The following is a 23752-nucleotide window of genomic DNA, read 5'->3' as shown; positions in this document are numbered from 1 at the left end:
ACCATTAGAGAAATTTGCTCAGCTTGTTGATTATCATAAGACTTTTCAAACTGTCGCACCTCATGTTTGAATTCGCCCTGTCATAGCTCGGGTCAAAAATAATGACTTCATCATCTGCATGGATACAGGCTTGAATGGCACAAAAAATCGCAATGGTTGCGCCAGGGGTAATGGTAATTTCGGTGACAGGATCGAGTTGCAGTTGATCTCGTTGTAAAAATTGTTTGGCTAGTTGTTCTCTGAGGACTAAAACACCATCTCCCGCAGGGTATTGGTTATAACCTGAAAGCGTGGCTTGGCTCAGCGCTTCAAGCAATGCAGGCGGAGCAGGGAAATCGGGGAAGCCTTGAGACAGATTCAGTGCATTCAGTCGTTGTGCGAGTTCAGTCATCACGCTAAAAATAGTCACGCCTTGGCTTGGAAGTTTTGACTGAAGCTGCAACATGGTTTTTAACCTGATTGATGTTTTATTTAGGGCTGATTGTATCGAGAAAGAGCGGCCTTTTCCAAATTATCGATCTCTAAATAAAAAGAGATATGTCTCTTATTGGTTTGAAACATGTGTTTCAGATCAAGAGAAATATTGGAATTGTGTCTTAATAAAAACAATACTGACAGAATTGGTCATTTTTGATTTGAAATTGTAAATTTAATTGTTAATTTTCAATTACATATTATGTTTAAATTTTATTTTTTAAGCGATATAATTTACAGGTGGTGATTAAAATAAATACTATTTTTGTGAAATAGGGCATTCAGTAATGGACAGTTTCGATCTAAAAATACGCTATCCACATCATATGGATTTAAAAGATGTAGAGCAGCTTGAGGCATTGAATACCATTGGGGTATTAACTCGTTTTGATAAAATGGGCTGGAAAAAACAATTAAGCCGTTGGCTACAGCTTGATGGTGCTAGCCCAACGTTTACCATTACCGATGAAAAGACAGAACAGACCATAGAAATCGTATTGAATACCTATGGGTCATTTCAAGAACTTAACTTTATTGTCAAGACAGACATTCCTGTAGTTGTTGCTAAAAAACAAATGTTTGGATTGGTTACACGACAGGCGAAAGAAAAAGTTCATTTTAAACAACTTTCATTGGTACAAGTGAAAGCCTATCTAACTGCATTTTTAAAACAAGATACAGATACTTTGATTCGTTATTATCAAGAAAGTAAACAGCAACTGGCGCAATCTGCATAACGATGAGGAGCAAATTCCCCCATCGTTCTGTTGCTATTTATAAAACATTTTCAACAATCGCACGAATGATACCCAGTGCCAAGCCAATAAATGCCCCGACAATCACACCGTTGACACGGATCATGTGTAAATCACCACCCACCTCACTTTCGATTTTGGCAATCATTTCGCGTGAATCCCACTCGTGGATACGTTCGCTGATATAACGGATGATCTTGTCGCTATATTGTTCGCTAAAGTTGGTTGCCAAACCGACCATTTTTTCATTCAGAACCTGACGTACTTTTTCATTCTGAATCAAGCTTTCACCAAGCTGTTGTATCGCAGCCTGTAAATTCGTTGCAATACCAGAATTTTCCTGCATTAAATCCGTTTTAATCGCATCACATAAAATTGCCACAGCACCACTAATAAAGTTCAGCACCTGTGGACTGTCCAGCACATCATCCTTGCTCTGATTTAAGCGCTTGCTGGCTTCACTGTTGCTGTCCACAAGCTGCAACATCAGATTATGCGTGGTGGTTTCAATGTCCTGCCGCCATGGATGTTCAGGGTTAGCCAACATCGATTCAACTTTTTCAATCAGTGAGTCAATTGTCCGTTGTTGCACATCAATCCCAATCCAGCTTGCGCCTTTGGCTAGTTTCCAAACACCTAATTCTTGGAACAGTTTACGTGATAGATCTCGTGCCTTTTCAGGATGAGAGACCATCCACTCATGCGCCAGATCAAGACCGCGTTGCAATACGTCTTGATGGAAGTCATTTTCCAAAACAGCACGTAACATTTCACTGGCGAGTTTATTGATTTTGGTACTGCGTACCCATTGCACACTATTGTTTTGCACAAAGTGGGCAATTTGATCTTGGCTCACAAATTCAAAAATTTTCGGTACAGTATGTTGAATCATCTGTACGACTTGTTGGTTATTTTGAGGGTTGGCTAGCCATTGACCGACGGCCAAACTGAGGTCAGCATTTTTTAAACTGCGTTCAACGATTTGAGGAGATAAAAAGTTTTCTTGTACAAAACGCCCCATTGATTCTGCAATACGCGCTTTATTCCGTGGAATGATTTCGGTATGGTCACGCAATAGTTTGGGTAAAGGCATTTTTCCAAAAGGATTGCGGAAAAGTACAGTGACAGCGTACCAATCAGCCAGCCCACCAACTACACCTGCTTCCGCACCTAACATAAAAATATGAATGACCCATTTATATTCAGGTAAAAAATGCGCCGCGACCATTAAGCCAATCCATGCTACAACCGCAATGATCAATGCCATAGTGGCGAAGTACTTACTTCTTTGCAGGCTCGGTACGTGAATTTCTTCGACTGAATTCATTGAGTCATCCTTATCAATTTACTTTTTGTTTTGAGGTGGCGCAGGGGGCTGCAACACGTCTCCTGTTGGACTCAATCCGTATTTTTGCCCTAATGATTGCAAAATGAGTTGCGCATCAAAAGCATCAGGTGATTGCTGCTGAGTCTGAAAACACTCGATAGTATACGACACTTGGATTGGATCAAGATTGACCACTTGAGGCATATCATAGAATGGGTCAGGCCAAAATGCAGGATGTCGGCGATAATAACCATATGGGTAATAAGAGGGTGTCGGATAAATCACAGCTTGGCGTTGCGTTTTATGTCGTGCGTTACTTGGATCATCAACAACAGTAAAATAACGAAAACCGTTTTTGATTGTAGTTTGTGCAGCTTTGAGTAAAGTAATTTCCTCTGCTGTAGCATAATTCAAATTATTATCTGCTTGGAAACCAATGCGGTAAGTTTTGTTATTCAATGGATAAGCGGTGAATTGACCCAGTTGATCGAAGGTTTTGGGTTTTGATGGAACAGTTACACATCCTGCCAGTGTTAATGTAACAAGGAGAGGGGCACATATGAATAAAGATTTCATTTTGCAATTCCTATGTTCAATGTCTCAGGAGACGAAAGACTTAAAAGCTGCTATTTGGTTGTGTTAAAAAGGTCAGTTCTTCAGGTGTCGAGCTTCGACCTAAGATGGCATTACGATGTGGATAACGCCCAAAACGGTCAATAATCACTTTATGCTTTTTTTCAAAGCTCAAATTAATTTCGTTCCCTAAACGTTGGAACAGTTTTAAAGCAAACTCGTGCATTAATTTAGATTCACTATGCATAAATGGCATATATAAAAATGAGCGTTGTTCGGGATTCAATTGAGCATCGAGTTGTAAACTAATTGCTTCTTGAGCAAGCATCAATGCCATGCTGTCATAGGCAAAAGCTTGCGCTTGATCACGATATAAGTTGCGAGAAAATTGATCCAACACAATGATTTCGGCTAAACGACCTTCTGGTGTGTGTCGCCAAGACCAAAGCTCTGCTTGGATCGCTTGATGGTGAATTATTTGAAATTGGTCGCGAATTTTTGCATCAAATTCATCACTTTTGGCAAACCAAAGTGAACGGTGTTCAGGATTAAACCAAAAATTAAGAATATCCTGTGCTTGCATAGCTCAGTGCTCATGGGAAGATTTATTTTTAATAAAATCACAATTTCAGCATGTCTTATATAACAAGATTGTGATAAAAATTGCCAAACTAAATCAGATGACTAGATCACAATTGTCGTTATAATTGGCAGAATAACCAAGTCGCGACCATTTATGTGGTTGGCTGATCTTAAATAAGCGAGCATATAAATTATGAATCAACCCAGCATACATTCTTCCTCTGTGATACCGACTTGTGTAGATGCTTCGCTATTAAAGGGGATGCTACGCGGCATTGAACGCGAAAGTTTACGTATGCAAAGCAATGGATTTTTATCACAAAAAAATCATCCAGAAGCTTTAGGTTCTGCACTAACACATCCACATATTACGACAGATTATTCAGAAGCATTGATGGAGTTTATTACTACACCGAAAACAACCATCGCGGCTGCATTAGATGAATTAAGAGATATTCATAGCGTGGTACATCAGCAGCTAGAAGAAGGCGAAAGATTATGGCCACTGTCCATGCCGTGTATGTTGGATGATAATGAAGAAAATATTCGATTAGCACAGTACGGCACTTCTAATATTGGCCGCTTTAAAACCTTATACCGTCATGGTTTAGGTGTACGTTATGGCCGCCGTATGCAAACCATTTCTGGCGTGCATTACAACTTATCTTTCCCGGATCAATTGTTTGCAGTATTGCAACAACATGAAACCAAGCCAGAATTAAAACAACTCAGTTTGCAGGATTATCGTAGCCATCGTTATTTTGGCCTGATTCGGAACTTTATCCGACTTACCCCTTTAGTGATGTATCTGTTGGGTGCAAGCCCATCGGTTTGTCGTTGCTTTTTAACGGGGCGCGAGCATCATTTACAGCCTTTGGTTAAAGGGACTTTATATTTACCAGAAGCGACCGCTTTGCGTATGGGACGTTTGGGCTACCAAAACTCAGCACAAAAAGAATTGGGCATCCATTATAACGATCTACACGATTATCTTGATGGATTACAAAAAGCGGTACATACCCCTTATCCTGAATTTACCGATTTAGGTTTAAATGATGAACAGGGTGAGCCGATTCAAATCAATGATCACGTGCTCCAAATCGAAAATGAATACTACAGTCTAGTTCGTCCGAAACAAGTACCACAAGCAGGTGAAACCCCATCACAAGCATTGAAGAATCGTGGTGTTGGCTATGTAGAATTACGTGCCGTAGATGTGAACCCTTATAGTGCGATTGGAATTGATGAAATTTCAGCGGGTTTTCTTGAAAGTTTAGCATTGTATTGTTTATTAAATGACAGTCCTGATTTGTTTGCAGAAGAGCAAGAGCAAATTGATCATAATCAAACAGAAGTGGTCAATCGTGGACGTGCAGTAGATGCTAAAATTATAGAAGGTGAAACAATAGTTTCACTGCATGATTGGGCACAACGTCATTTAAATGCGATTCAAGACTGCGCTACTTTGTTAGATCAAATGGATGGTTCACAGTTATATTCTGAGGCAATCCAAGTGATGCAGCAGCGTTTAGATCATGTTGAAAATACGCTTTCCGCGCATGTGATTAAAGATACTTTGGATAATGGTGGGACATGGAGCTTCGGGAGTGTCATGGCTCAACAACATGTCAATCGTTATGAACAACATCAATTGAGTGCAGAAAGAGAACAATATTTTGCAGAATTAGCGCAAACATCGTTGCAAAAACAGGCGCAACTTGAACAAGATAACGACATCAGCTTTGAACAATATCTTGCGCAATACCGTTAAAATTTTAGAGGACTTCCCATGCGATGGACTTACCGCTTAGTTAGTGCATTATTGGTACTAACGAGTATTATTGGTATCTCGTTTGCGTTGTATTTAGAACATGTGCAAGGTTTAGAGCCTTGCCCACTGTGTATTTTCCAACGTATTGGCTTAATTGGAATGGGATTGATTGCATTAGTCGCATTTATTCATAATCCGATTTCAAATGGTTTTAAACGTTTTTATGCACTATTAGCAACCTTATCCATCGGTTGGTCAGTGGGCGTGGCATCTCGTCATGTTTGGCTACAGCATTTACCACCTGATAAGGTGCCAAGTTGTGGTCCAGGCTTGGACTATTTAGTTGATGCATTGCCAATGAAAGCGGTATTTCAGGAAGTGCTTTCAGGTTCAGGCGAATGTGCTGCAATTGACTGGACTTTTTTAGGACAATCACTACCCGTGTGGTCGTTGCTGTATTTTAGTTTGATCTTATTGGTATGTTTGTGGCAGTTGTTTAGACATTATAGTGTTGCTAAATAATAAAAAAGCCAACGATACGTTGGCTTTTTTTTAGATCAAGAAGACTGACATCAGGTTTCTACGATGCCATCTAAATCATCAAAAGTATAATTATTCGGAACATTGATTAAATGCGTTTGGATGCCTGCCTCAACGACTTCGTCAACATCGGGATATAACCAACGTGTAATCTGTTCAGCAACACTCGAATGGTACTGAATTTCAAAATGGTTTAAACCATAGAATACGGCTTTATGGGTTTCTGGTAATTTAAGTTGGAAGCGTGGATTTTGATGTTCACCTAGCGCACTTTCCACACTGACCAAATAATCGCCAATGACAGAGAGTGCTTTATTACGCAATTTCTCAAATTCTAAAGTACCTGCGATTAAGAAGGTATTGATATGAGAGGGTAATGGTGCAGGTTTACGATTATCATCAGCAAAGCCAATACGTGCATTATTATGTTCCCAATCGTCATCTCGAACACTGCCATGACGCAAATCTAAAATACCATTACTACGAATGTTGATCAGTTGACCAATTAAGCTAATAAAAGGGAACGCGCCCAATTTATCTTGCAAAATAAAACCAAAGCGTTCTAGCGCCGCACCATGATGTGGCGAACCAATACAAACTAAATTCTCAACCATATGCACCCATTGATAGAGATTCTGTTTGCCATAAAATAGGGCACTACGAGAAACCAAGCCACCCATACTGTGTCCGATTAAATCAATGCTGGTGATTCTTGGATTTCGTTGTACTAAATCTTCAAGTACATTGGCAAAGCTTCGACCATTTGCAGAAATACGACGCCCTGTATTGTAGTTCAGATATAACATGGTGTTGTTGTCCCGTTGCGCAAGCAGACGTTCACCAATTCCACCATAACGGCTATTTGACCAGCTGAGATGATTCATACACAGACCATGTGTAAGAATGACAATACGACCAGTTAATTCACCTTGTTGTAATGATCCATAATGATCATAAAGCACCATAGGTAAAGCCATTGGGTTGTGTTGTTTTAAGAAAAAGTCTCCAAAAATCCCGTTTAATGCACCCACCACGAAATGCAGTGTTGGTGTCAGGGGTTTATCATGCAGCACAGGGAATTTTTCAATAATATGACGTAAACTTGGTGCAAGAAAACTGCTACCGTACTTCTGTAATGTGTCATAAGAAAATTGATAAAATTTTTGTAACTGTGGAAGTTTCTGTAAATTTTTAGCTTTTTGTGCGCTTAAACCAAGTGTTGTCCGTAACACTTCTGTTTGCACTAATTGCACCAATTCGTGAACACCACTTAAGCTCGTGCTCACAACTTGCGCCAAACCTTCCAAAACATCTGCCTGACTCGGGGGTGTACTGTCCCATTTGCAGTAGGTTTCATGCAGAGGCGTTAAACTTGGCATATTGATTTCCCCATCCTTGATATATACCGAAGGTTTGAAGTAATTGACTTAATATTCTTTAGATAAACTACAACAAACGCTTACATCTTATGTGTTTCATAAGTAATTTTTTTAGAATACTGATGAACGGAGCGCACTATCGTTTTTTGTGTCAGACAATATCAAGCTTAAATGTAATTTATATTGTTATTTATTTATCTATTAACCTAAATAATGTGATTTATTTGATAATAAGTCAAGCTGTTGTCTATTATGGTGCGTATGCAAATTATTTATTTACATGGCTTTCAAAGCAGCCCCATGTCAAAAAAGGGGCAACAATTAGAACAATATTGCACAAATGTTGAGCATGCTGATGTGCATTTACCTGATTTGAATAAACCGCCTGAACACGTTTTAAGAGATATTTCTAAGCTGATTGAAAGTTTACCACTCGATCAAGTGAGATTGGTTGGAAGTAGCTTAGGGGGATTCTATGCGACATATCTTGTCGCAAAATATGGATGCCCTGCTGTACTGATTAATCCTGCTATGCAACCATGGCAGTTATTCGAAGATTTATTCGGGATTGAACAAATCCCACTCAAAGTCACTGATTCATGGACACTCGATGCCGACCAATTGCAGCAATTACAATCAATTGCTGACACGAAGTTAAAGCATGCTGATAAAATTCTTGTACTGTTGCAACGAGGTGATGAAGTCTTGGATTATCGTCAAGCACAACGTTATTATAATGCAGCACAGCCATCTGCATTGATTTTAACCGACGCTGATGGTAATCATGCAATGGATGATTTTGAAGAAAAATTACCTTTCGTACTCCGATTTTTATCGACAGCCCTCTAATAAGGAAGTCAGACCCAGTGACACAATACACGGCACAATCCCTTGAAGTTCTTTCAGGTTTAGATCCTGTTCGTCGTCGTCCCGGTATGTATACCGATACCTCACGTCCAAACCATTTGGCGCAAGAGGTGATTGACAATGCGGTGGATGAAGCACTTGCAGGACATGCCAATCAAATTTGTGTCACGGTCTATGAAGATGGTTCATTGTCAGTCGAAGATAATGGACGAGGTATGCCAGTCGATATTCATCCTGAATATGGACAAAGTGGTATCGAAATTATTTTGACCAAATTACATGCAGGCGGAAAATTCAGTACCGATAATTACCAATTTTCTGGTGGTTTACATGGTGTCGGTATTTCTGTCGTGAATGCTTTATCAACACGCGTTGAGGTTGCGGTACAACGCCAAGGTAACTTGTATCAAATGGCATTTGAACAAGGCGAACCTGTTGCACCATTATCGGTGTTAGAAGGTAAAGTGGCGAAACGTGCGACAGGAACAACCGTTCGCTTTTGGCCAGAAGCAAAATACTTTGATAGTCCAAAATTTGCACTAAAAGCATTGAAGCATAATTTGAAAGCTAAAGCCGTTTTAGCGGCGGGCTTAAAAATTATTTATGACGATAAAATCAATAATGAAAAAATTGAATGGCAGTTTGAAAATGGTCTAGTCGACTATTTAATGGATGAACTTGAGGATCGAGAGATTCTACCTGATCCTGCATTTGTCAGTAGTGGACAAGCAGAGCGAGCAGCTTGTGAATTTGCGATCTGTTGGAATGTCGAGGGGGGGGAGCAGATTCAGGAAAGCTACGTCAACCTGATTCCAACCGCGCAAGGTGGTACGCATGTCAATGGATTGCGTTCAGGGGTCACGGAGGCGTTACGAGAGTTCTGTGAATTACGTAATTTATTACCACGTAATATGAAACTTTCGGCAGAAGATGTTTGGGATGGGGTCAATTTCATTCTATCGCTGAAATTCCAAGAACCTCAATTTTCGGGGCAGACCAAAGAGCGTTTATCCAGTCGTGAAGCCTCCAATATTGTGCTGAATATTGCCAAAGATGCCTTTGCTTTATGGTTAAACCAACATGCTGAGATTGCAACGCAGTTAGCTGAAATGGCAATTGCTAAAGCTGGGCGTCGCTTAAAAGCAGCGAAAAAAGTGGAGCGTAAAAAGATCGTCTCTGGTCCTGCGTTACCCGGAAAACTGGCTGATTGTGTGGGTTTAACGCGCGAAGACAGCGAATTATTTATTGTCGAAGGGGATTCCGCAGGTGGAAGCGCTAAACAAGCGCGTGACAAGAACTTCCAAGCGATTATGCCGATTCGAGGAAAAATTCTAAATACATGGGAAGTATCTTCGGATGAGGTGCTCGCTTCTCAAGAGGTACATGATATTGCGATTGCCATAGGGGTTGATCCGGGTAGCGATGATCTATCTGAATTACGTTATGGCAAAATCTGTATTCTTGCCGACGCAGACTCGGATGGTCTACATATCGCGACATTACTCTGTGCCTTGTTTGTGAAACATTTCCCGACTTTAGTTGAAGATGGTCATTTGTTTGTCGCAATGCCACCACTGTATCGTATTGATATTGGTAAAGATGTTTATTATGCGTTGGATGATAGTGAACTCGAAAGCATTTTGAAAAAAGTGAAAGGTAATAAAAATCCGCAAATCACTCGATTTAAAGGATTAGGTGAGATGAATGCGAGTCAATTGCGTGAAACCACGATGGACCCAAATACGCGCCGTTTAGTCCAACTCGATTTGGATGATGCGCATTTTACCGCAGGGTTATTAGATAAATTGCTTGCAAAAAAACGTTCGAGTGATCGTAAGCATTGGTTAGAACAGAAAGGTAATTTAGCGGATATAGTTGTTTAATTCTTTTTAATTGAAAGATTAAAAGCCAAGCTCATGCTTGGCTTTTCTTTATCTAGGGTCTAGCCATATTTAGGATAAATTAATCTGCATCATTTTAGTTCATCTCGTTCTTTTTGTATGCAATGTTGTATACAAGATTGGATTCTTATTTATTTTATTTAATAAATATTAAAATAAAACAATAGCTTAAATTGTTGGCATAAAAATTGAATAACTCCACTCAGTAAAAATCAAAAGATCAATCTGTGGAGAACAAAGATGCAAAACAAATTAATGTCAATGTCCGTTCTTATGGCAGCGATGATGGGGGTAGGACTGGTCGGTTGTTCTAAACCAGCCGAAAAAACAGAAGCAGCAAAAACAGAAACCAAGGCGGCAGCACCAGCCGCAAGTGGTGACACCATTAAGGTGGGGATTTTACATTCACTCTCTGGCACGATGGCAATTTCTGAGACCTCTCTGAAAGATACTGCATTGATGACCATTAATGAAATCAATGCCAATGGCGGGGTGATGGGTAAAAAACTCGAACCTGTCATTGTTGACCCAGCATCAGATTGGCCGCTATTTGCTGAAAAAGCACGTCAGTTAATTACTCAGGACAAAGTTGCCGTTATTTTCGGTTGCTGGACATCAGTATCACGTAAGTCGGTGCTTCCTGTGGTTGAAGAGTTAAATGGTTTATTGTTCTATCCAGTGCAATATGAAGGTCAGGAACAGTCTAAAAATATTTTCTATACAGGTGCAGCGCCGAACCAACAAGCCATTCCTGCGGTGGAATATTTAATGGGAGAAGAGGGGGGTAAAGCACAACGTTTTGTTTTACTCGGTACAGATTACGTCTACCCACGAACAACCAATAAAATCTTACGTGCATTCCTGAAGTCTAAAGGTGTTGCCGATGCAGACATCATGGAAGAGTACACGCCATTTGGTCATAGCAACTACCAAACTATTGTTGCCAATATCAAGAAATTCTCCGCAGGTAAAAAGACTGCGGTGATCTCCACCATCAATGGCGATTCCAATGTTCCTTTCTATCGTGAGTTAGGCAACCAAGGTATTAAAGCTGCTGATATTCCAGTGATGGCTTTCTCAGTTGGCGAAGAAGAATTACGTGGAATTGATACCAAACCATTGGTGGGTCATTTAGCGGCATGGAACTATTTCATGTCAGTTAAAAATCCGAAAAACACCGAGTTTGTGAATAAATTCAAACAATATGCGGTGGAGTACAAACTTCCAAATGCCGATAAAGTTGTGACCAACGATCCGATGGAAGCGACCTATGTGGGTATCAATATGTGGAAACAAGCGGTCGAAAAGGCAGGTACTACTGAGGTTGATAAAGTTCGTGATGCAATGGCAGGTCAAACATTTGCAGCACCATCGGGTTATACCCTCAAAATGGATGAAACCAATCACCATTTACATAAGCCTGTGATGATTGGGCAAATTCGTGGTGATGGGCAATTTGATGTGGTTTATAAAACGCCTCAAACCATCAAAGCTGAGCCTTGGAGCCCATATATTCCTAAATAATTTTCCTATGCAACCTGCTGTTTCGGCAGCAGGTTTTTCTTGGTTTTATTTCTTGTTGATTGGTTTAAATAGAAAATATAAGGGGAGTCTTATGGCGAAACACTATGTTTTGGCAATGCTCTGCATCATGGCACAGATCATGTTTAATCCTGCATGGGCAGAAGTTACTTCACCAACAACTGTGACGTCTACAACTTCTCAGGATGCCATCCAAACTTTTGTTAAATCTGACTTTGCTACTCGCCGTGCCATGTTGAATCAATGGCCAGCCAGTATTGAGCAACTCGATCAGTTGGTGGCATATATTGATCAAAATGAGTTATATAGTGATAGTTCAGGCAATACTTATATTCTAAAAAACGATGAAGAATTATTAAGTTACCCACAACTACAAGTCGTCGAAACTTGGCCTTCAGACTTGTCTCAAGTGACTTTGGTCAATACTTTGCGTAAGGCGCTGAACTTTGGACAAGCCAAAGTTAAATTGAATTCTGATGATGCATCACAACGTTTAGCCGCTGTTGATATTTTAGAAAATAACTTGGATGAGCTTGATGTCGCAACGATCAAACAACTCTATCTCAATGAAAAAAGTGAAGGTGTTAAAGCCCGTTTAGCACAACTGAAAGCTCGTTTAGATTTTAACAGTTCAGATGAATTCACCAAGATCGAAGCAGTAAAAGTTTTGGCGGATTCAAATCGTCCAGATGTATCCGCATTGATTAACCAAAGCTTAGAACAACCACAAAGTAATCCTGCATTGAAGGCAGCGTTGTTGGATGCACAAAATAAAATTAAAACGCGCATTCAAATCAGTGAATGGTCAGGGCATGTATTTTCAGGTCTCAGTACCGCTAGTATTTTACTTTTAGCAGCGCTTGGTCTTGCAATCACCTATGGTTTGCTTGGTGTCATTAATATGGCACATGGTGAACTCATCATGATCGGTGCTTATACCACTTACGTCATTCAAAGTTTTTTTAAAACCCATTTTGCAGGCTTGGTTGATTGGTATTTATTGGCAGCGATTCCTGCTGCATTTCTGGTGAGTGCGCTGATTGGTATGTTGATTGAACGCACGGTGATTCGCCCGTTGTATGGTCGCCAACTAGAAACATTATTGGCAACCTTTGGTGTGAGCTTAATCTTGATGCAATCTGTTCGCATGATCTTTGGTGCACAGAATGTTGAAGTGTCGAATGTCGCATGGCTTAGTGGAGGAATTGCCCTGACGCCAAGCCTGATGTTGCCGTATAACCGTATTGCGATTATTGGTTTTACTGTGGCGGTCTTACTGCTTTTAGTTTTCTTATTAAATAAAACCCGTTTCGGATTATTTGTCCGTGCTGTGACACAAAATCGTCAAATGGCGCGTGCCGTGGGCATTCGTTCTGCACGTATCGACATGCTGGCATTTGGCTTAGGTTCAGGCTTAGCTGGTCTTGCAGGTTGTGCGTTAGCACAAGTCGGCAATGTTGGCCCCGATCTCGGGCAAAACTACATTATTGATGCCTTCCTTGTCGTTGTCGTCGGTGGTGTGGGTCAAGTATGGGGGGCAGTACTTGCAGCCTTAGGTTTAGGGATTAGCGGTACAGTTTTGGAAATTGGCTTAGGTGCGGTTTTAGCAAAAATTATTCTCTTGGTTCTTGTGATTTTGTTTATCCAAAAGCGTCCACAAGGTTTGTTTGCCATCAAAGGTCGTTTCGTGGAGTAAGCCAATGAAAATCACTTCTTTATTTGCAGATAAACCGTATAGTGCAATCGCGATTGCCGTATGTTTTGCCGTGTTATTGAGCTTACCGTGGTTGCATTTGTTATCCCCTGATTCGGCATTTTATCTGTCAGCGTATTGGATTACGTTGATTGGCAAAATCATGTGCTTGGCTTTGGTCGCTTTGGCATTGGATTTAGTGTGGGGCTATGCGGGGATTTTAAGCTTGGGGCACGGTTTATATTTCGCCCTTGGTGGTTACGCCTTTGGCATGTATTTGATGCGTGAATCCGCAGGCGATGGCTTACCTGATTTCATGCGTTTCCTCAGTTGGACGGAACTCCCTTGGTATTGGGTGGGCACTGAGCATTTTGCTTGGGCGATGATTTTGGTTTTATCTGTGCCTGCCTTAGTTGCCTTTATTTTTGGTTTCTTTGCCTTTCGCTCCAAAATCAAGGGTGTGTATTTCTCAATTATTACCCAAGCCATGACCTTTGCAGCGGCACTCTTGTTCTTCCGCAATGAGACGGGTTTTGGTGGTAACAATGGCTTCACGGGTTTTAAAACCTTATTGGGTTTTGATATCACTTCTGCGCCAATGCGTGCCAGTTTATGTTTTGTCACTGCTTTGACTTTGATGCTGTGCTTTATCGGCTTACGTCAACTGATGAATCGTCCTTATGGTCGAGTTCTTGGCGCGATTCGTGACAGTGAAAACCGCTTGCAATATTTGGGCTATCGCACACTGTGGTACAAGCTTTCAGCATGGGTGCTATCGGCAGTGATTGCAGGTATCGCAGGGGCGTTGTATGTGCCACAGGTTGGCATTATTAACCCAAGTGAAATGAATCCAGTCAACTCGATTGAAATGGCAGTGTGGGTTGCCGCAGGGGGGCGTGGTACCTTGATTGGGGCGATTTTAGGTGCAGGTTTGATTAATGCAGTGAAGACTTATTTCACAGTTGCAGCACCAGAAGCTTGGTTATTGATCTTAGGTGCGCTATTTATCGTAGTGACGATTTTCTTACCTAAAGGTGTGATTGGTTTATTTGATCGTTTTAAAAAGGAGAGCAATTAAATGAGTGATTTATTCATAGACTCAGCTCAACATGGCGGTCAACTTGGTGAGGGCTATGGTCGTGCCAAAACCCAAGGTGCAGATTTTAGTCACGGGATTGCTTTGTATTTAGAAAAAGTCAGTGTGTGGTTTGATTCGTTTCGTGCGTTAAATGATTTATCACTGTACATCGCTGAGGGTGAATTACGCTGCATCATTGGACCAAATGGTGCGGGTAAAACGACCTTAATGGACGTGATCACAGGTAAAACTCGTCCGACTACTGGCACAGCATTTTTTGGACAAAACTATGATCTTGCCAAAATGAGTACTGAGGAAATTGCGGAAGCTGGGATTGGGCGCAAATTTCAGAAACCAACGGTATTTGAAAATTTTACAGTCATGGAAAATTTACTACTCGCTGCACCACGAGATAAACGAGTGAAGAAAAGTTTATTTTCTCGTTTAGACCCTGAAGCACAGTTGGCATTGGATGAAAGTTTAGAGCAAATCCGTTTAAAGGAATTTGTGAAAAAACCCGCAGGATTATTATCGCATGGTCAAAAGCAGTGGTTAGAAATCGGCATGCTATTGATGCAACGTCCGAAGCTGATTTTATTGGATGAGCCTGTGGCAGGAATGACCGATGCGGAAACAGAACGCACTGCTGAATTGTGTTTGGAATTGAAAAAAAATCATACGCTTGTGGTTGTAGAACATGACATGAGCTTTATCGATACCATCAGCGAAAAAGTTACGGTATTAGCACAGGGCGCAATCTTGGCAGAAGGCACATTGGCAGAGGTACAAGCCAATGAAGATGTGATTGAAAAGTATTTAGGACGCTAGGAGACCGCCATGTTAGAAGCGAAAGAAATTAACCAGTTTTATGGTGGCAGTCATATTCTGCGTGACGTATCTTTTCAAGCACCTGTAGGGGAATGCAGTGTTGTTTTAGGACGTAATGGCGTAGGTAAAACCACGTTGCTGAAATGCTTGATGGGGATTTTACCGATTAAGTCAGGACAAATTTTGTTAGACGGTAAAGATATTGCCAAGATGTCGCCTGAACAACGGGTGCGTGCTGGCTTGGCCTATGTACCGCAAGGACGAGATATTTTTTCAACCTTGACGGTAGAGGAAAACATCCTGATTGGCATGGCAAAATTTTCAGGCGCAAAAACCCGAAAAGTACCGAGTCATCTCTACGAAATTTTTCCTGTCTTGGATGAAATGAAGCATCGCCGTGGTGGAGATTTGTCAGGTGGTCAGCAACAGCAGCTTGCGATTGCTCGAGCGTTGGCTTCTGAGCCGAGTGTCTTGATTTTGGATGAACCGACTGAGGGGATTCAGCCGTCAATCATTAAAGATATTGGTCGGGTCATTCGTAAATTAGCAGATCAAGGGGAAATGGCGATCGTTTTAGTTGAGCAGTTTTATGATTTTGCTGAAGAGCTTGCAGATAACTATACGGTGATGGCGCGTGGACAAGTGATCGCACAGGGACAAGGTGCGGAAATGTCTGAAAAGGGTATAAGGGAGTTGGTGGCAATTTAATAAAAGCCTCGTAAGAGGCTTTTTTATTGAGGAGTTGAAAGTTGTAGCTGCATCCAAACCAAGTCACGCCATTGTCCAAATTTTTGTCCGACTTGTGGCATATAACCTGTTTGTACAAAACCAAGCTGTTCATGTAGCACAATTGAACCCATATTTTCACTATCAATCGCAGCCACCATGATATGCATGTTTTGTTGTATCGCGAGATGGATCAGTTGTTTCATCAAAGCTTTGCCTAGACCTTGACGTGCGTAGCTTGGATCAACAAAAACAGAATGTTCGATACTCTGACGATAGCCGCTAATCCTACGAAATGCAGCATAGTAGGCATAGCCAGCAACTTTATTATGGTGTTGCTCTTCAACCACAATCATTGGGAATTGCTGCTGTTGCATGTCTTGAAAACGTTGTTGATATTGTTCTAAAGCAACAGCTTGATGATTCCAGTTGGCTGTACCTGTCAGGATTTCATGATTATAAATCGTAAGAATCTGTTCCAAATCATTTAGTGTGGCAAAACGAATTTGATAAGGTGAATGCAAAGAACGCGCTGCAAGCTTAAGTTTGAATGGCATGGATGAATTAATGAAAGTTCACATATTCTGAATATGCGTGATTGCAAAAAAAACAGCAAGACTAAGCTTGCTGTTTTTCAATTGATTGACTGTTTAGAAGTGGTATTTAACCAAGGCGCTGACATTGTTTTCATCGCGGTTTTTCATACCAAACTTGTTATTCCAAACAGAATGTTCTACACCTAAATATAAGCGTGTTTCAGGTGAAATATGTTTGCCAACATTCCACTTATATTGTGTGGTCCAGTTGAGTTCACTTTCATGATGCTCCTTACCATCGTGGGCAGCACTTGACCAGTCAAGGAAACCATCAACTAAGAAATCTTCAGTTGATACTTTAAATGGCACTGCATAGGCAATCGTCATTTGATAGTCATCAGCGGTTTTTTCATTATTGGCACGGTAGAAGTTTACATTCGCATATTGGAAATATGGAATTGCTAAATCAAAGCCTACGCCGTACAAGAAGTTGTCAAAGTTATTGCCATTGGCACTATTGCTTTCCCATGTTGTTGAGATCAACACATCTTTGACTGGGCCGAAAGCAAGTTTTTGACCAGAAATTTCGCCTAAGCTCAAACGAGGAGAAAGTTCGAAATAGGTACTTTTGTTGTCGTCACCACCACGCATACGATCCATAAGGAAGAATACGTCGGCATATTGTACTTTTGCAGCGTATTCGACAGTTAAAGTCGTTTGTTTTTCATCGACAACTTCATAGTTCTCACCGTATAAACCAGTGAGGCTAAAATCTTGCCAAATAGGCTTTGCCTGAACGAAAGCTGCTGTAGATACCAATAAACAAGTCGCTGCAAGTTGCTTCAATTGCATTTAAAAAATCCCCCCAAAAATGGCGTGTCAAGCATACAAGGAATTAAGCAAAAATAAAGCCAAATTTGACCAGATGCTCAAAAGAATTGTATAGAACCGACCAAAAGAAAAAAGCCAATGAATTTAAAAATCTTTTTGATCAAGTTTTAATAAAAATGTCAAAAATCAGCTTGCATATTTGTTATGAAAGTCAGATATTGGAGTTATAGAAGATCTTCTTAACTACTGAAAAGCAACAGATGCGAAGCAAGGAGACCACAAGCATTTACATAATCAGAATATACAACTGCACTGAATGAATGCATGCTCAAAGTGTGCCAGATAACAAAGTTTTGTAGCACCGTCTCAATAGAAAAGAGAGGAAGATATTTATGAATATTGAAATCCGTACAGATAAGAACATTCAAGGTAGCGAACGTTTAATTAGTTATATCCGTGCAGAGCTTACACAAGAATTTCAACGTTATAGCGAACGTATTACACATTTTTCGGTTCATATTAGTGATGAAAATGGGGAAAAAACGGGAGATCATGACAAACGCTGTATGATCGAAGCCCGTCCAGCAGGTATGAAACCTGTTGCTGTGACAAACAAGGCGGCAAATATTGATGCATCTATCCATGGTGCGATTGATAAACTAAAACGTAGTTTGGAACATTTATATGAGAAAAAAGAACATCATCGTGGTGGTTTACCAGAATATGTTGACGTCGATGACGATGTAAAAGTTGATGATGAAGCGTAAAGATAAATGCGAAAAAAAGTCCAGTTTTGGGCTTTTTTTTTGTGTATATCAAATTTATACATGATTTTTAGGTTGTTTTATAAAATCCTGTCGGGATATTCGGCATAATAGAAACATTAAATATATTGTGAGAATTGGTCATGTTAAGCAATCAGCAGCAGGCCTTGGTGCAAGCCATACAACAACTCGATTTAGCCCAAGTGCAATCTTTACTTGCTGAAGGACTCGACCCGAACTTTATTGATCCAGAACATGGTTTCCCGGTCTCTATTTTATGTGATGGCTTATTTGTGTGGTGGGAGAATGTCTGTGAAGCTTATGAAGCAGGTCAGCCATTGACTGAAGCAGACAAACAACAACAATTACAAGTTTATCAAGACATTTTAGAAGCATTAATTCAAGCAAAAGCCAATCTTCATTTATGGGATGCTGAAGAGTTTTATGGTCCGCTTTGGGATGCTGCAAGTTCAGCATGCGCACCTGTGGTTCAACGCTTACTCGATGAAAAAGTCGATCCAAACACAAGAGATGAAGAGGGTCTAACGATTTTGTCTTCAATTAGCCAACTATTTTTTGATTGTGATTTTGATGAAATTGACTGGTCAGAATCTTTGATAGAAGAGCGTGAAACACTCGAATTATTACGCAAACATGGCGCAAAAATGTCAAAAGAGCTAACGGCATAAGTCTAGCCAACAAGATATAAAGGGGAGAACAATGAAAAAGTTTCAAGTATTAGGCTTGGTTGCTGCATCAATCATGTCAACTGCAACATTTGCAGCAGAATTTTCTTTTGACCCTCCAGGCTCAGGTATAGGTACGGGTATTACACCTGTAGGTCACTTGGCGTGGGAGCAAGGACTACCGAGCGTAAGCTATCAAGAAGGGACAGTCGATGGCGTAAAAGATAAAACGCTTACACTAAACGCTGACATGCTTTTACGCACAGGTTTAGCTGATGGCCTAGAACTGCAACTGGGTTGGCAAGGTCCTGTTTGGCAGCAATATAAACATGCTGGCACTAAGAAAGAAACCAATGGTTTAGGTGATGTCAGTATTGGTTTGAAAAAGGCGATTAATTTAAAAGATGATCGTTTAACAATGGCATTGTTAGCAGAAGCGATTATTGCGACTGGCAATGATGAATTCACGAATCACGATGATATTTATAGCCTCACTTCAGCAGTTGCGTATAAGTTCAGCGATTTGGTGGGTACATCAATTACCATGCGTTATGAAGCACAAAACAGTGATTGGGCTGTGACTGCAATTCCAACCATTGATTATAAAATTGCGGGTAAATTATCTGGTTTTTCAGAGTTTGTTTATCGTAAAGCAGAAAGCCAAGACTATGAATATGGTTTAGGAACCGGTTTAGTCTATAGCTTAAATGATCGAGCTCAACTTGATGCTAGTATAGGTGTAGATTTGAATGGCGATCAAAAAAGCTATAACGGTGGTTTAGGTTTATCTGTTTTATTCTAGTCAAAATCTCCGCTAACTTTTGAAATCCTTCTGCAGGCAGAATGAGGTCTTAAGTTATCAGGAGAGTTACAGTGAGATGAACATGAAAATGTCTGTTCAGGGTGGGTACATTAGCCAATTAATGCGCTACTTTTTGGCTACTTTATTGTTGTTATGTACGTCTTTGGTTTACGCTCAAGACAATCTATCAGCACCGTTACTGACTCCTGAACAGGCATTTGCATTTTCAGTTGAATCGACCAAAACCAATCAAGCGCGGTTACACTGGACCATTCAGCCTAATTATTATCTCTATCAACACAAATTTGAGGTTCAACAAGGCAATCAACCTGTTACGTTAAAATTACCCAAAGCAATTGAACAGTACGATGAAAACTATGGTCATAGCCAAGTTTATTATCAGCAAGCAGAGTTTGAGATTAGCACTCAAGCATCTCAACATTATCGTGTTACATGGCAGGGTTGTGCCAAAGACCGTATTTGCTATCCACCTCAAAATATTGAATTTCAAACCGATGCTGATGGGTTGGTTAGTGTCGAAAATGTCAGTTCTAATTCACAAAAACGTTTTTTAGATGTTGCTCGTTCTGCGAATAGCTTAAATGCTCAGACCGCAGAGAGGGATGAACTTACAACTGAAAAGTCTAATGATGTAAAGCTGAATAATTCAACCAATATGGCGCAAGACCAACAGTGGTCAAGCACATTGGCACAGCACTCTCTTGCTTATAGCTTGTTATTATTTCTAGGTTTAGGAATTTTATTGGCATTTACGCCGTGTTCTTTACCAATGTTGCCGATTTTGACCTCATTGATTGTTCGTGAACATAAAGGCGTTAAAGCGTGGACGATTGCACTTACTTTTGTATTTAGTATGGCAATGGTCTATGCCGTATTGGGTTTGATTGCCTCTGTGGCAGGGCTAAATTTCCAACGATGGTTACAGCAACCTGCGACATTAGTTGCATTTAGTCTATTGTTCGTTGTATTCGCTTTAAATCTGTTTGGCCTGTTTGAGATCAAGTTGCCACAAAAACTGGTCAATCGGCTGGATCGTATGCAGTCGGTACAGCAGGGTGGCACACTGCTTGGCGCAAGTGTTATGGGGATGATCTCTGCCTTGCTGGTCGGCCCTTGTATGACCGCACCTCTGGCAGGAACACTCCTCTTTATTTCACAAACGCAAAATCAGTGGCAAGGTGCTCTACTATTATTCACCTTGGGATTTGGTATGGGTATTCCATTACTGCTTGCCAGTGTTCTAGGTGCAAAGGCACTACCGAAAGCAGGGGAATGGATGCATCAAATTAAGGTTATTTTTGCCTTTTTGATGTTGGCGTTAAGTATTTATTTTATCCGTCCGTTATTACCTGAATTAGCGATTCAAATACTTAGTCTTGTATTGGGCATGGCATTTATTGGTTTCGCGATATATCGTCTGTTTGTGAAGAAAGGGCAATTACAGTGGTTATATGCATTGTTGCTGATGATCTCAGTTCCGTTTTTAGCTTTTAACCAATATCAACATATTCAAAATTTAAGCGCAGTTCAGGCAGATAAATTAGCAGAGTGGCATGTCGCAACAACCGCTGCTGATTTTGAGCGGATTCTAGCCAACGCACCCAAAGATCAGGCCGTTGTGATTGATGTGTATGCAGACTGGTGTGTGGCTTGTCAGCCGATTGAGCATCGTGTATTAAAAGATGCAGAAGTTCAACAGGCATTATCTCGCTATTATTTGATTAAACTTGATTTAAGTCATTATGATGCGTCGCATCAGGCATTACTCAATCAATGGGACATTTTAGGACCGCCAACCTATTTATTTTTAGATCAAAAACAACAAGAAGTACGTTCGCTGCGTTTAACTGGTGCTTTTCAAAAATCAGAATTATTACAACAACTCACCTTGCTGAAAGGGAAATTATAATCATGTATCAATTGTTTATTGGCAATAAAAATTATTCAACTTGGTCGATGCGACCGTGGATTTTATTAAAACAACTTGGCATTCCATTTCATGAGCATTTAATTCAATTTGATAGTTTTGAACCTAATAGCCAATTTAAAACTGAGATTTTAAAATTGAATTCAACCGGCAAAGTCCCAACACTCATGCATGATGATTTGATTATTTGGGATAGTCTGGCGATTTGTGAATATATTGCTGAACAAAATCCTGAGAAAAATGTGCTACCTCAAGATAGAAAACAACGAGCCAGAGCACGATGCATTAGTGCAGAAATGCACAGTAGTTTTCAAAGTTTACGTAATTTGTGTCCAATGAATGTTGAGGCTGATTTGTCCCATATTGGAGAACAGCTTTGGGCTGACTACGAGCAACTAAGGAATGACGTAGCTCGAATTGATCAAATTTGGTCAGAGCGACCAAGTGAAGAGCAGTTTTTATGTGGTGAGTTTAGTCTAGCCGATGCATTTTATGCGCCTGTGGCTATGCGTTTTGAATGTTATAAATTACCCATCTCTGCTTCTAGCCAAAGTTATATGCACAAGATATTGTCTTTAGCATCAGTTCAAGAGTGGATCGCAGAAGCCAAACAAGAACAGATGTTTGTACCCTTTGATGAGCCTTATCGTAATCATCGTGAAGAATATTTAAAAGAATAAACAACAGGTCAAAAATAAAGGCATCTTTGGATGCCTTTATTGGATTAATTTAAGAAAAGTTCAGTAAAAATTTTGACTTGATTTCGACCAGATGCTTTTACCGCATACAATGCTTGATCTGCCTGACTAATAATTAAGTGAGGTTCATCGGCACTGAGTGTGCTACTGATGCCAAAACTGGCACTGATAGAAAACTCTTGGTGATCTTCTGAGGTAAATTTTAACTCACCAATCGCTAAGCGGCAGCGCTCCGCCACATTTTGTGCTTGTGCAGGCGTAGTATTGGGCAATAATAAAATAAACTCCTCGCCACCAAAACGACCAATCACATCTTGATCACGCACATTATTTGCCAAACATCTCGTGACCTGAATCAAGACCTGATCCCCCATACTATGCCCAAACTGGTCATTAATATTCTTAAAATGATCTAAGTCGAGTAATACAATCGAGTAAAGTTGATTTGGTTGCTGATGTAAGCGCTCTAAGTGATTGCTAATACTGCGACGATTCATCACATTCGTGAGCGGATCTAAAAGACTGAGTACTTGAATAGCCGTTTCTCGAATTCGCCATTGTTTGAGCAGACTTTCAAATAGCAACAAACAAGCAATTAAAATTGGCAATAAGAAGAAAAACATACTGCCAACCCAAAAAGGATGCATTTGAGCTTGATTCAGGACTTCTAGCTTAAATATCGGTGCATATTGTAGGACACCATACATACTTAAAAAGTTGCAAAACAGCAGTGCGATTGTTGCTGGCACCAGTGCACAATAAATCATTTTGCGATCAAACAGAACCAGACCTACTCCCACAACACTGACATAGGCAACCATGGTTGCTGGACTAAAACTCCCAATCAGATAGCCTATATGACAGAGTAAAACAGTAACGACCTGTACGCTTAAAATCGGAATGATTTCTTGTACCCAAGATTTATGTTTATAAATAAAGCAGGGCATAATCAAACTTAAAAAGACAAAAAGCATGATTACATTAGTCCAAAGTTTAGATCGAACCAACGGTAAATTTACCCATTGCCATGTAAATGGATTCAGCAAGACAAAACTGTCCCAAATAATTCCAAATAGACTTATAAGTGAGGCTAAGATTAGCAACAAAATACATTTCTTTAACATGTTCCAATTAATTAATGGTTCATGTTCCCAGAACTGCGAGAAATTCCATTTTTCTCTGTCAACTAACCTCTTAAAATGAATCCTCATGATTGGCATGTTTCCTTATATGCAATGAGATTCCTAAGAAACGTTATTAGTGTAAATTCGTTATCAAAAATATTATTAAACGATTATTAAAATAACAATAGCACTTTTAGAATGAGAAGGAAGTCTAGCTATGTGCTTTTTAATGTAAATTAGGAGAGCAAAAATTCTTTGAAAAAGGAAGCTTAATCTAAATATTCGATCAGTTTGTTCTTATAATGACAAAAAGAAATTAAGAATGAC

At 40.2% G+C, this 23752-nt stretch carries 22 protein-coding genes and 1 pseudogene; 15 read left to right on the top strand and 8 right to left on the bottom strand.

The annotated features are described in order from the left end of the window. Positions 1-31: 31 nt before the first annotated feature. A pseudogene (locus NO346_RS02105) lies at positions 32-445 on the bottom strand (aminotransferase class I/II-fold pyridoxal phosphate-dependent enzyme); the annotation flags it as partial. A 316-nt stretch (positions 446-761) separates the two neighbouring features. Here NO346_RS02105 and NO346_RS02100 point away from each other — a divergent pair. Beyond that, positions 762-1211, top strand: coding sequence for a hypothetical protein (locus NO346_RS02100; protein WP_256414059.1), 450 nt, complete (start codon positions 762-764; stop codon positions 1209-1211). Between the two features lie 37 nt (positions 1212-1248). On the opposite strand, the gene NO346_RS02095 is transcribed toward NO346_RS02100, so the two are convergent. The 3 genes from NO346_RS02095 to NO346_RS02085 are packed head-to-tail and all read right to left on the bottom strand — an operon-like array spanning position 1249 to position 3712. Then, positions 1249-2556: a DUF445 domain-containing protein gene (locus NO346_RS02095; RefSeq protein WP_256414058.1), complete on the bottom strand. Its 1308-nt coding sequence runs from the start codon at positions 2554-2556 to the stop codon at positions 1249-1251. A gap of 18 nt (positions 2557-2574) precedes the next feature. Then, on the bottom strand, positions 2575-3132 hold the full coding sequence (locus NO346_RS02090) for a hypothetical protein (RefSeq protein WP_256414057.1): 558 nt from the start codon (positions 3130-3132) through the stop codon (positions 2575-2577). Positions 3133-3172: 40 nt separating this feature from the next. Continuing rightward, positions 3173-3712 (bottom strand): DUF924 family protein, encoded by a 540-nt coding sequence (locus NO346_RS02085; RefSeq protein ID WP_256414056.1) that lies wholly within the window; start codon positions 3710-3712, stop codon positions 3173-3175. Positions 3713-3904: 192 nt separating this feature from the next. Here NO346_RS02085 and gshA point away from each other — a divergent pair, with 192 nt between their 5' ends. Both gshA and NO346_RS02075 read left to right on the top strand, forming a co-directional pair. Then, the gene (gene gshA, locus NO346_RS02080) at positions 3905-5482 is read left to right on the top strand and encodes a glutamate--cysteine ligase (protein WP_256414055.1); all 1578 of its coding nucleotides are present in this window, start codon (positions 3905-3907) and stop codon (positions 5480-5482) included. Between the two features lie 18 nt (positions 5483-5500). After that, positions 5501-6004 (top strand): disulfide bond formation protein B, encoded by a 504-nt coding sequence (locus tag NO346_RS02075; protein ID WP_005156976.1) that lies wholly within the window; start codon positions 5501-5503, stop codon positions 6002-6004. A 50-nt stretch (positions 6005-6054) separates the two neighbouring features. On the opposite strand, the gene NO346_RS02070 is transcribed toward NO346_RS02075, so the two are convergent. After that, positions 6055-7401 (bottom strand): GPI inositol-deacylase, encoded by a 1347-nt coding sequence (locus NO346_RS02070; protein ID WP_256414054.1) that lies wholly within the window; start codon positions 7399-7401, stop codon positions 6055-6057. A gap of 261 nt (positions 7402-7662) precedes the next feature. Between NO346_RS02070 and NO346_RS02065 the strand changes: the two genes are divergently transcribed. The 7 genes from NO346_RS02065 (at position 7663) to urtE (ending at position 16018) form a co-directional block, all read left to right on the top strand. Then, positions 7663-8250 carry a YqiA/YcfP family alpha/beta fold hydrolase gene (locus NO346_RS02065; RefSeq protein WP_249570467.1) on the top strand — a complete coding sequence of 196 codons (588 nt, stop codon included), beginning with the start codon at positions 7663-7665 and terminating at the stop codon, positions 8248-8250. Positions 8251-8267: 17 nt separating this feature from the next. Then, on the top strand, positions 8268-10151 hold the full coding sequence (gene parE, locus NO346_RS02060) for a DNA topoisomerase IV subunit B (protein ID WP_004659820.1): 1884 nt from the start codon (positions 8268-8270) through the stop codon (positions 10149-10151). 258 nt (positions 10152-10409) lie between these two features. Then, entirely contained in the window at positions 10410-11693 is a 1284-nt protein-coding gene (gene urtA, locus NO346_RS02055; protein WP_256414053.1) for an urea ABC transporter substrate-binding protein, read from the top strand. A gap of 91 nt (positions 11694-11784) precedes the next feature. Next, a complete protein-coding gene (gene urtB, locus NO346_RS02050) occupies positions 11785-13407 on the top strand; it encodes an urea ABC transporter permease subunit UrtB (protein ID WP_256414052.1) in 1623 nt (540 codons plus the stop codon). A 4-nt stretch (positions 13408-13411) separates the two neighbouring features. Then, entirely contained in the window at positions 13412-14482 is a 1071-nt protein-coding gene (gene urtC, locus NO346_RS02045) for an urea ABC transporter permease subunit UrtC (RefSeq protein WP_256414051.1), read from the top strand. Next, on the top strand, positions 14483-15310 hold the full coding sequence (gene urtD, locus NO346_RS02040; RefSeq protein ID WP_256414050.1) for an urea ABC transporter ATP-binding protein UrtD: 828 nt from the start codon (positions 14483-14485) through the stop codon (positions 15308-15310). It abuts the gene before it with no gap. A 9-nt stretch (positions 15311-15319) separates the two neighbouring features. After that, on the top strand, positions 15320-16018 hold the full coding sequence (urtE, locus tag NO346_RS02035) for an urea ABC transporter ATP-binding subunit UrtE (RefSeq protein WP_256414049.1): 699 nt from the start codon (positions 15320-15322) through the stop codon (positions 16016-16018). A gap of 23 nt (positions 16019-16041) precedes the next feature. Here the strand turns inward: urtE and NO346_RS02030 are convergent, their stop codons facing one another. Then, a complete protein-coding gene (locus NO346_RS02030; RefSeq protein WP_256414048.1) occupies positions 16042-16593 on the bottom strand; it encodes a GNAT family N-acetyltransferase in 552 nt (183 codons plus the stop codon). A 93-nt stretch (positions 16594-16686) separates the two neighbouring features. Beyond that, positions 16687-17424 (bottom strand): outer membrane protein OmpK, encoded by a 738-nt coding sequence (locus NO346_RS02025; protein WP_256414047.1) that lies wholly within the window; start codon positions 17422-17424, stop codon positions 16687-16689. Between the two features lie 371 nt (positions 17425-17795). Between NO346_RS02025 and NO346_RS02020 the strand changes: the two genes are divergently transcribed. The 5 genes from NO346_RS02020 to NO346_RS02000 all read left to right on the top strand — a co-directional run bounded on the left by NO346_RS02020 (position 17796) and on the right by NO346_RS02000 (position 22283). Further along, a complete protein-coding gene (locus NO346_RS02020) occupies positions 17796-18170 on the top strand; it encodes an HPF/RaiA family ribosome-associated protein (protein WP_256414046.1) in 375 nt (124 codons plus the stop codon). Between the two features lie 140 nt (positions 18171-18310). Continuing rightward, entirely contained in the window at positions 18311-18856 is a 546-nt protein-coding gene (locus NO346_RS02015; RefSeq protein ID WP_256414045.1) for an ankyrin repeat domain-containing protein, read from the top strand. A 31-nt stretch (positions 18857-18887) separates the two neighbouring features. Next, positions 18888-19655, top strand: a complete 768-nt coding sequence (locus NO346_RS02010; RefSeq protein WP_256414044.1) for a transporter — start codon at positions 18888-18890, stop codon at positions 19653-19655. Positions 19656-19737: 82 nt separating this feature from the next. Further along, entirely contained in the window at positions 19738-21585 is a 1848-nt protein-coding gene (gene dsbD / locus NO346_RS02005) for a protein-disulfide reductase DsbD (protein WP_256414043.1), read from the top strand. A 2-nt stretch (positions 21586-21587) separates the two neighbouring features. Then, positions 21588-22283, top strand: a complete 696-nt coding sequence (locus tag NO346_RS02000; protein WP_256414042.1) for a glutathione S-transferase family protein — start codon at positions 21588-21590, stop codon at positions 22281-22283. Positions 22284-22327: 44 nt separating this feature from the next. Here the strand turns inward: NO346_RS02000 and NO346_RS01995 are convergent, their stop codons facing one another. After that, positions 22328-23515, bottom strand: a complete 1188-nt coding sequence (locus NO346_RS01995; protein ID WP_256414062.1) for a GGDEF domain-containing protein — start codon at positions 23513-23515, stop codon at positions 22328-22330. Positions 23516-23752: the final 237 nt, after the last annotated feature.

It is taken from the genome of Acinetobacter sp. 5862 (assembly GCF_024494585.1).
Taxonomy (GTDB): Bacteria; Pseudomonadota; Gammaproteobacteria; order Pseudomonadales; family Moraxellaceae; genus Acinetobacter.
The sequence above is the reverse complement of the archived record's forward strand: the minus strand, read 5'-3'. Positions and strand labels throughout refer to the sequence as shown.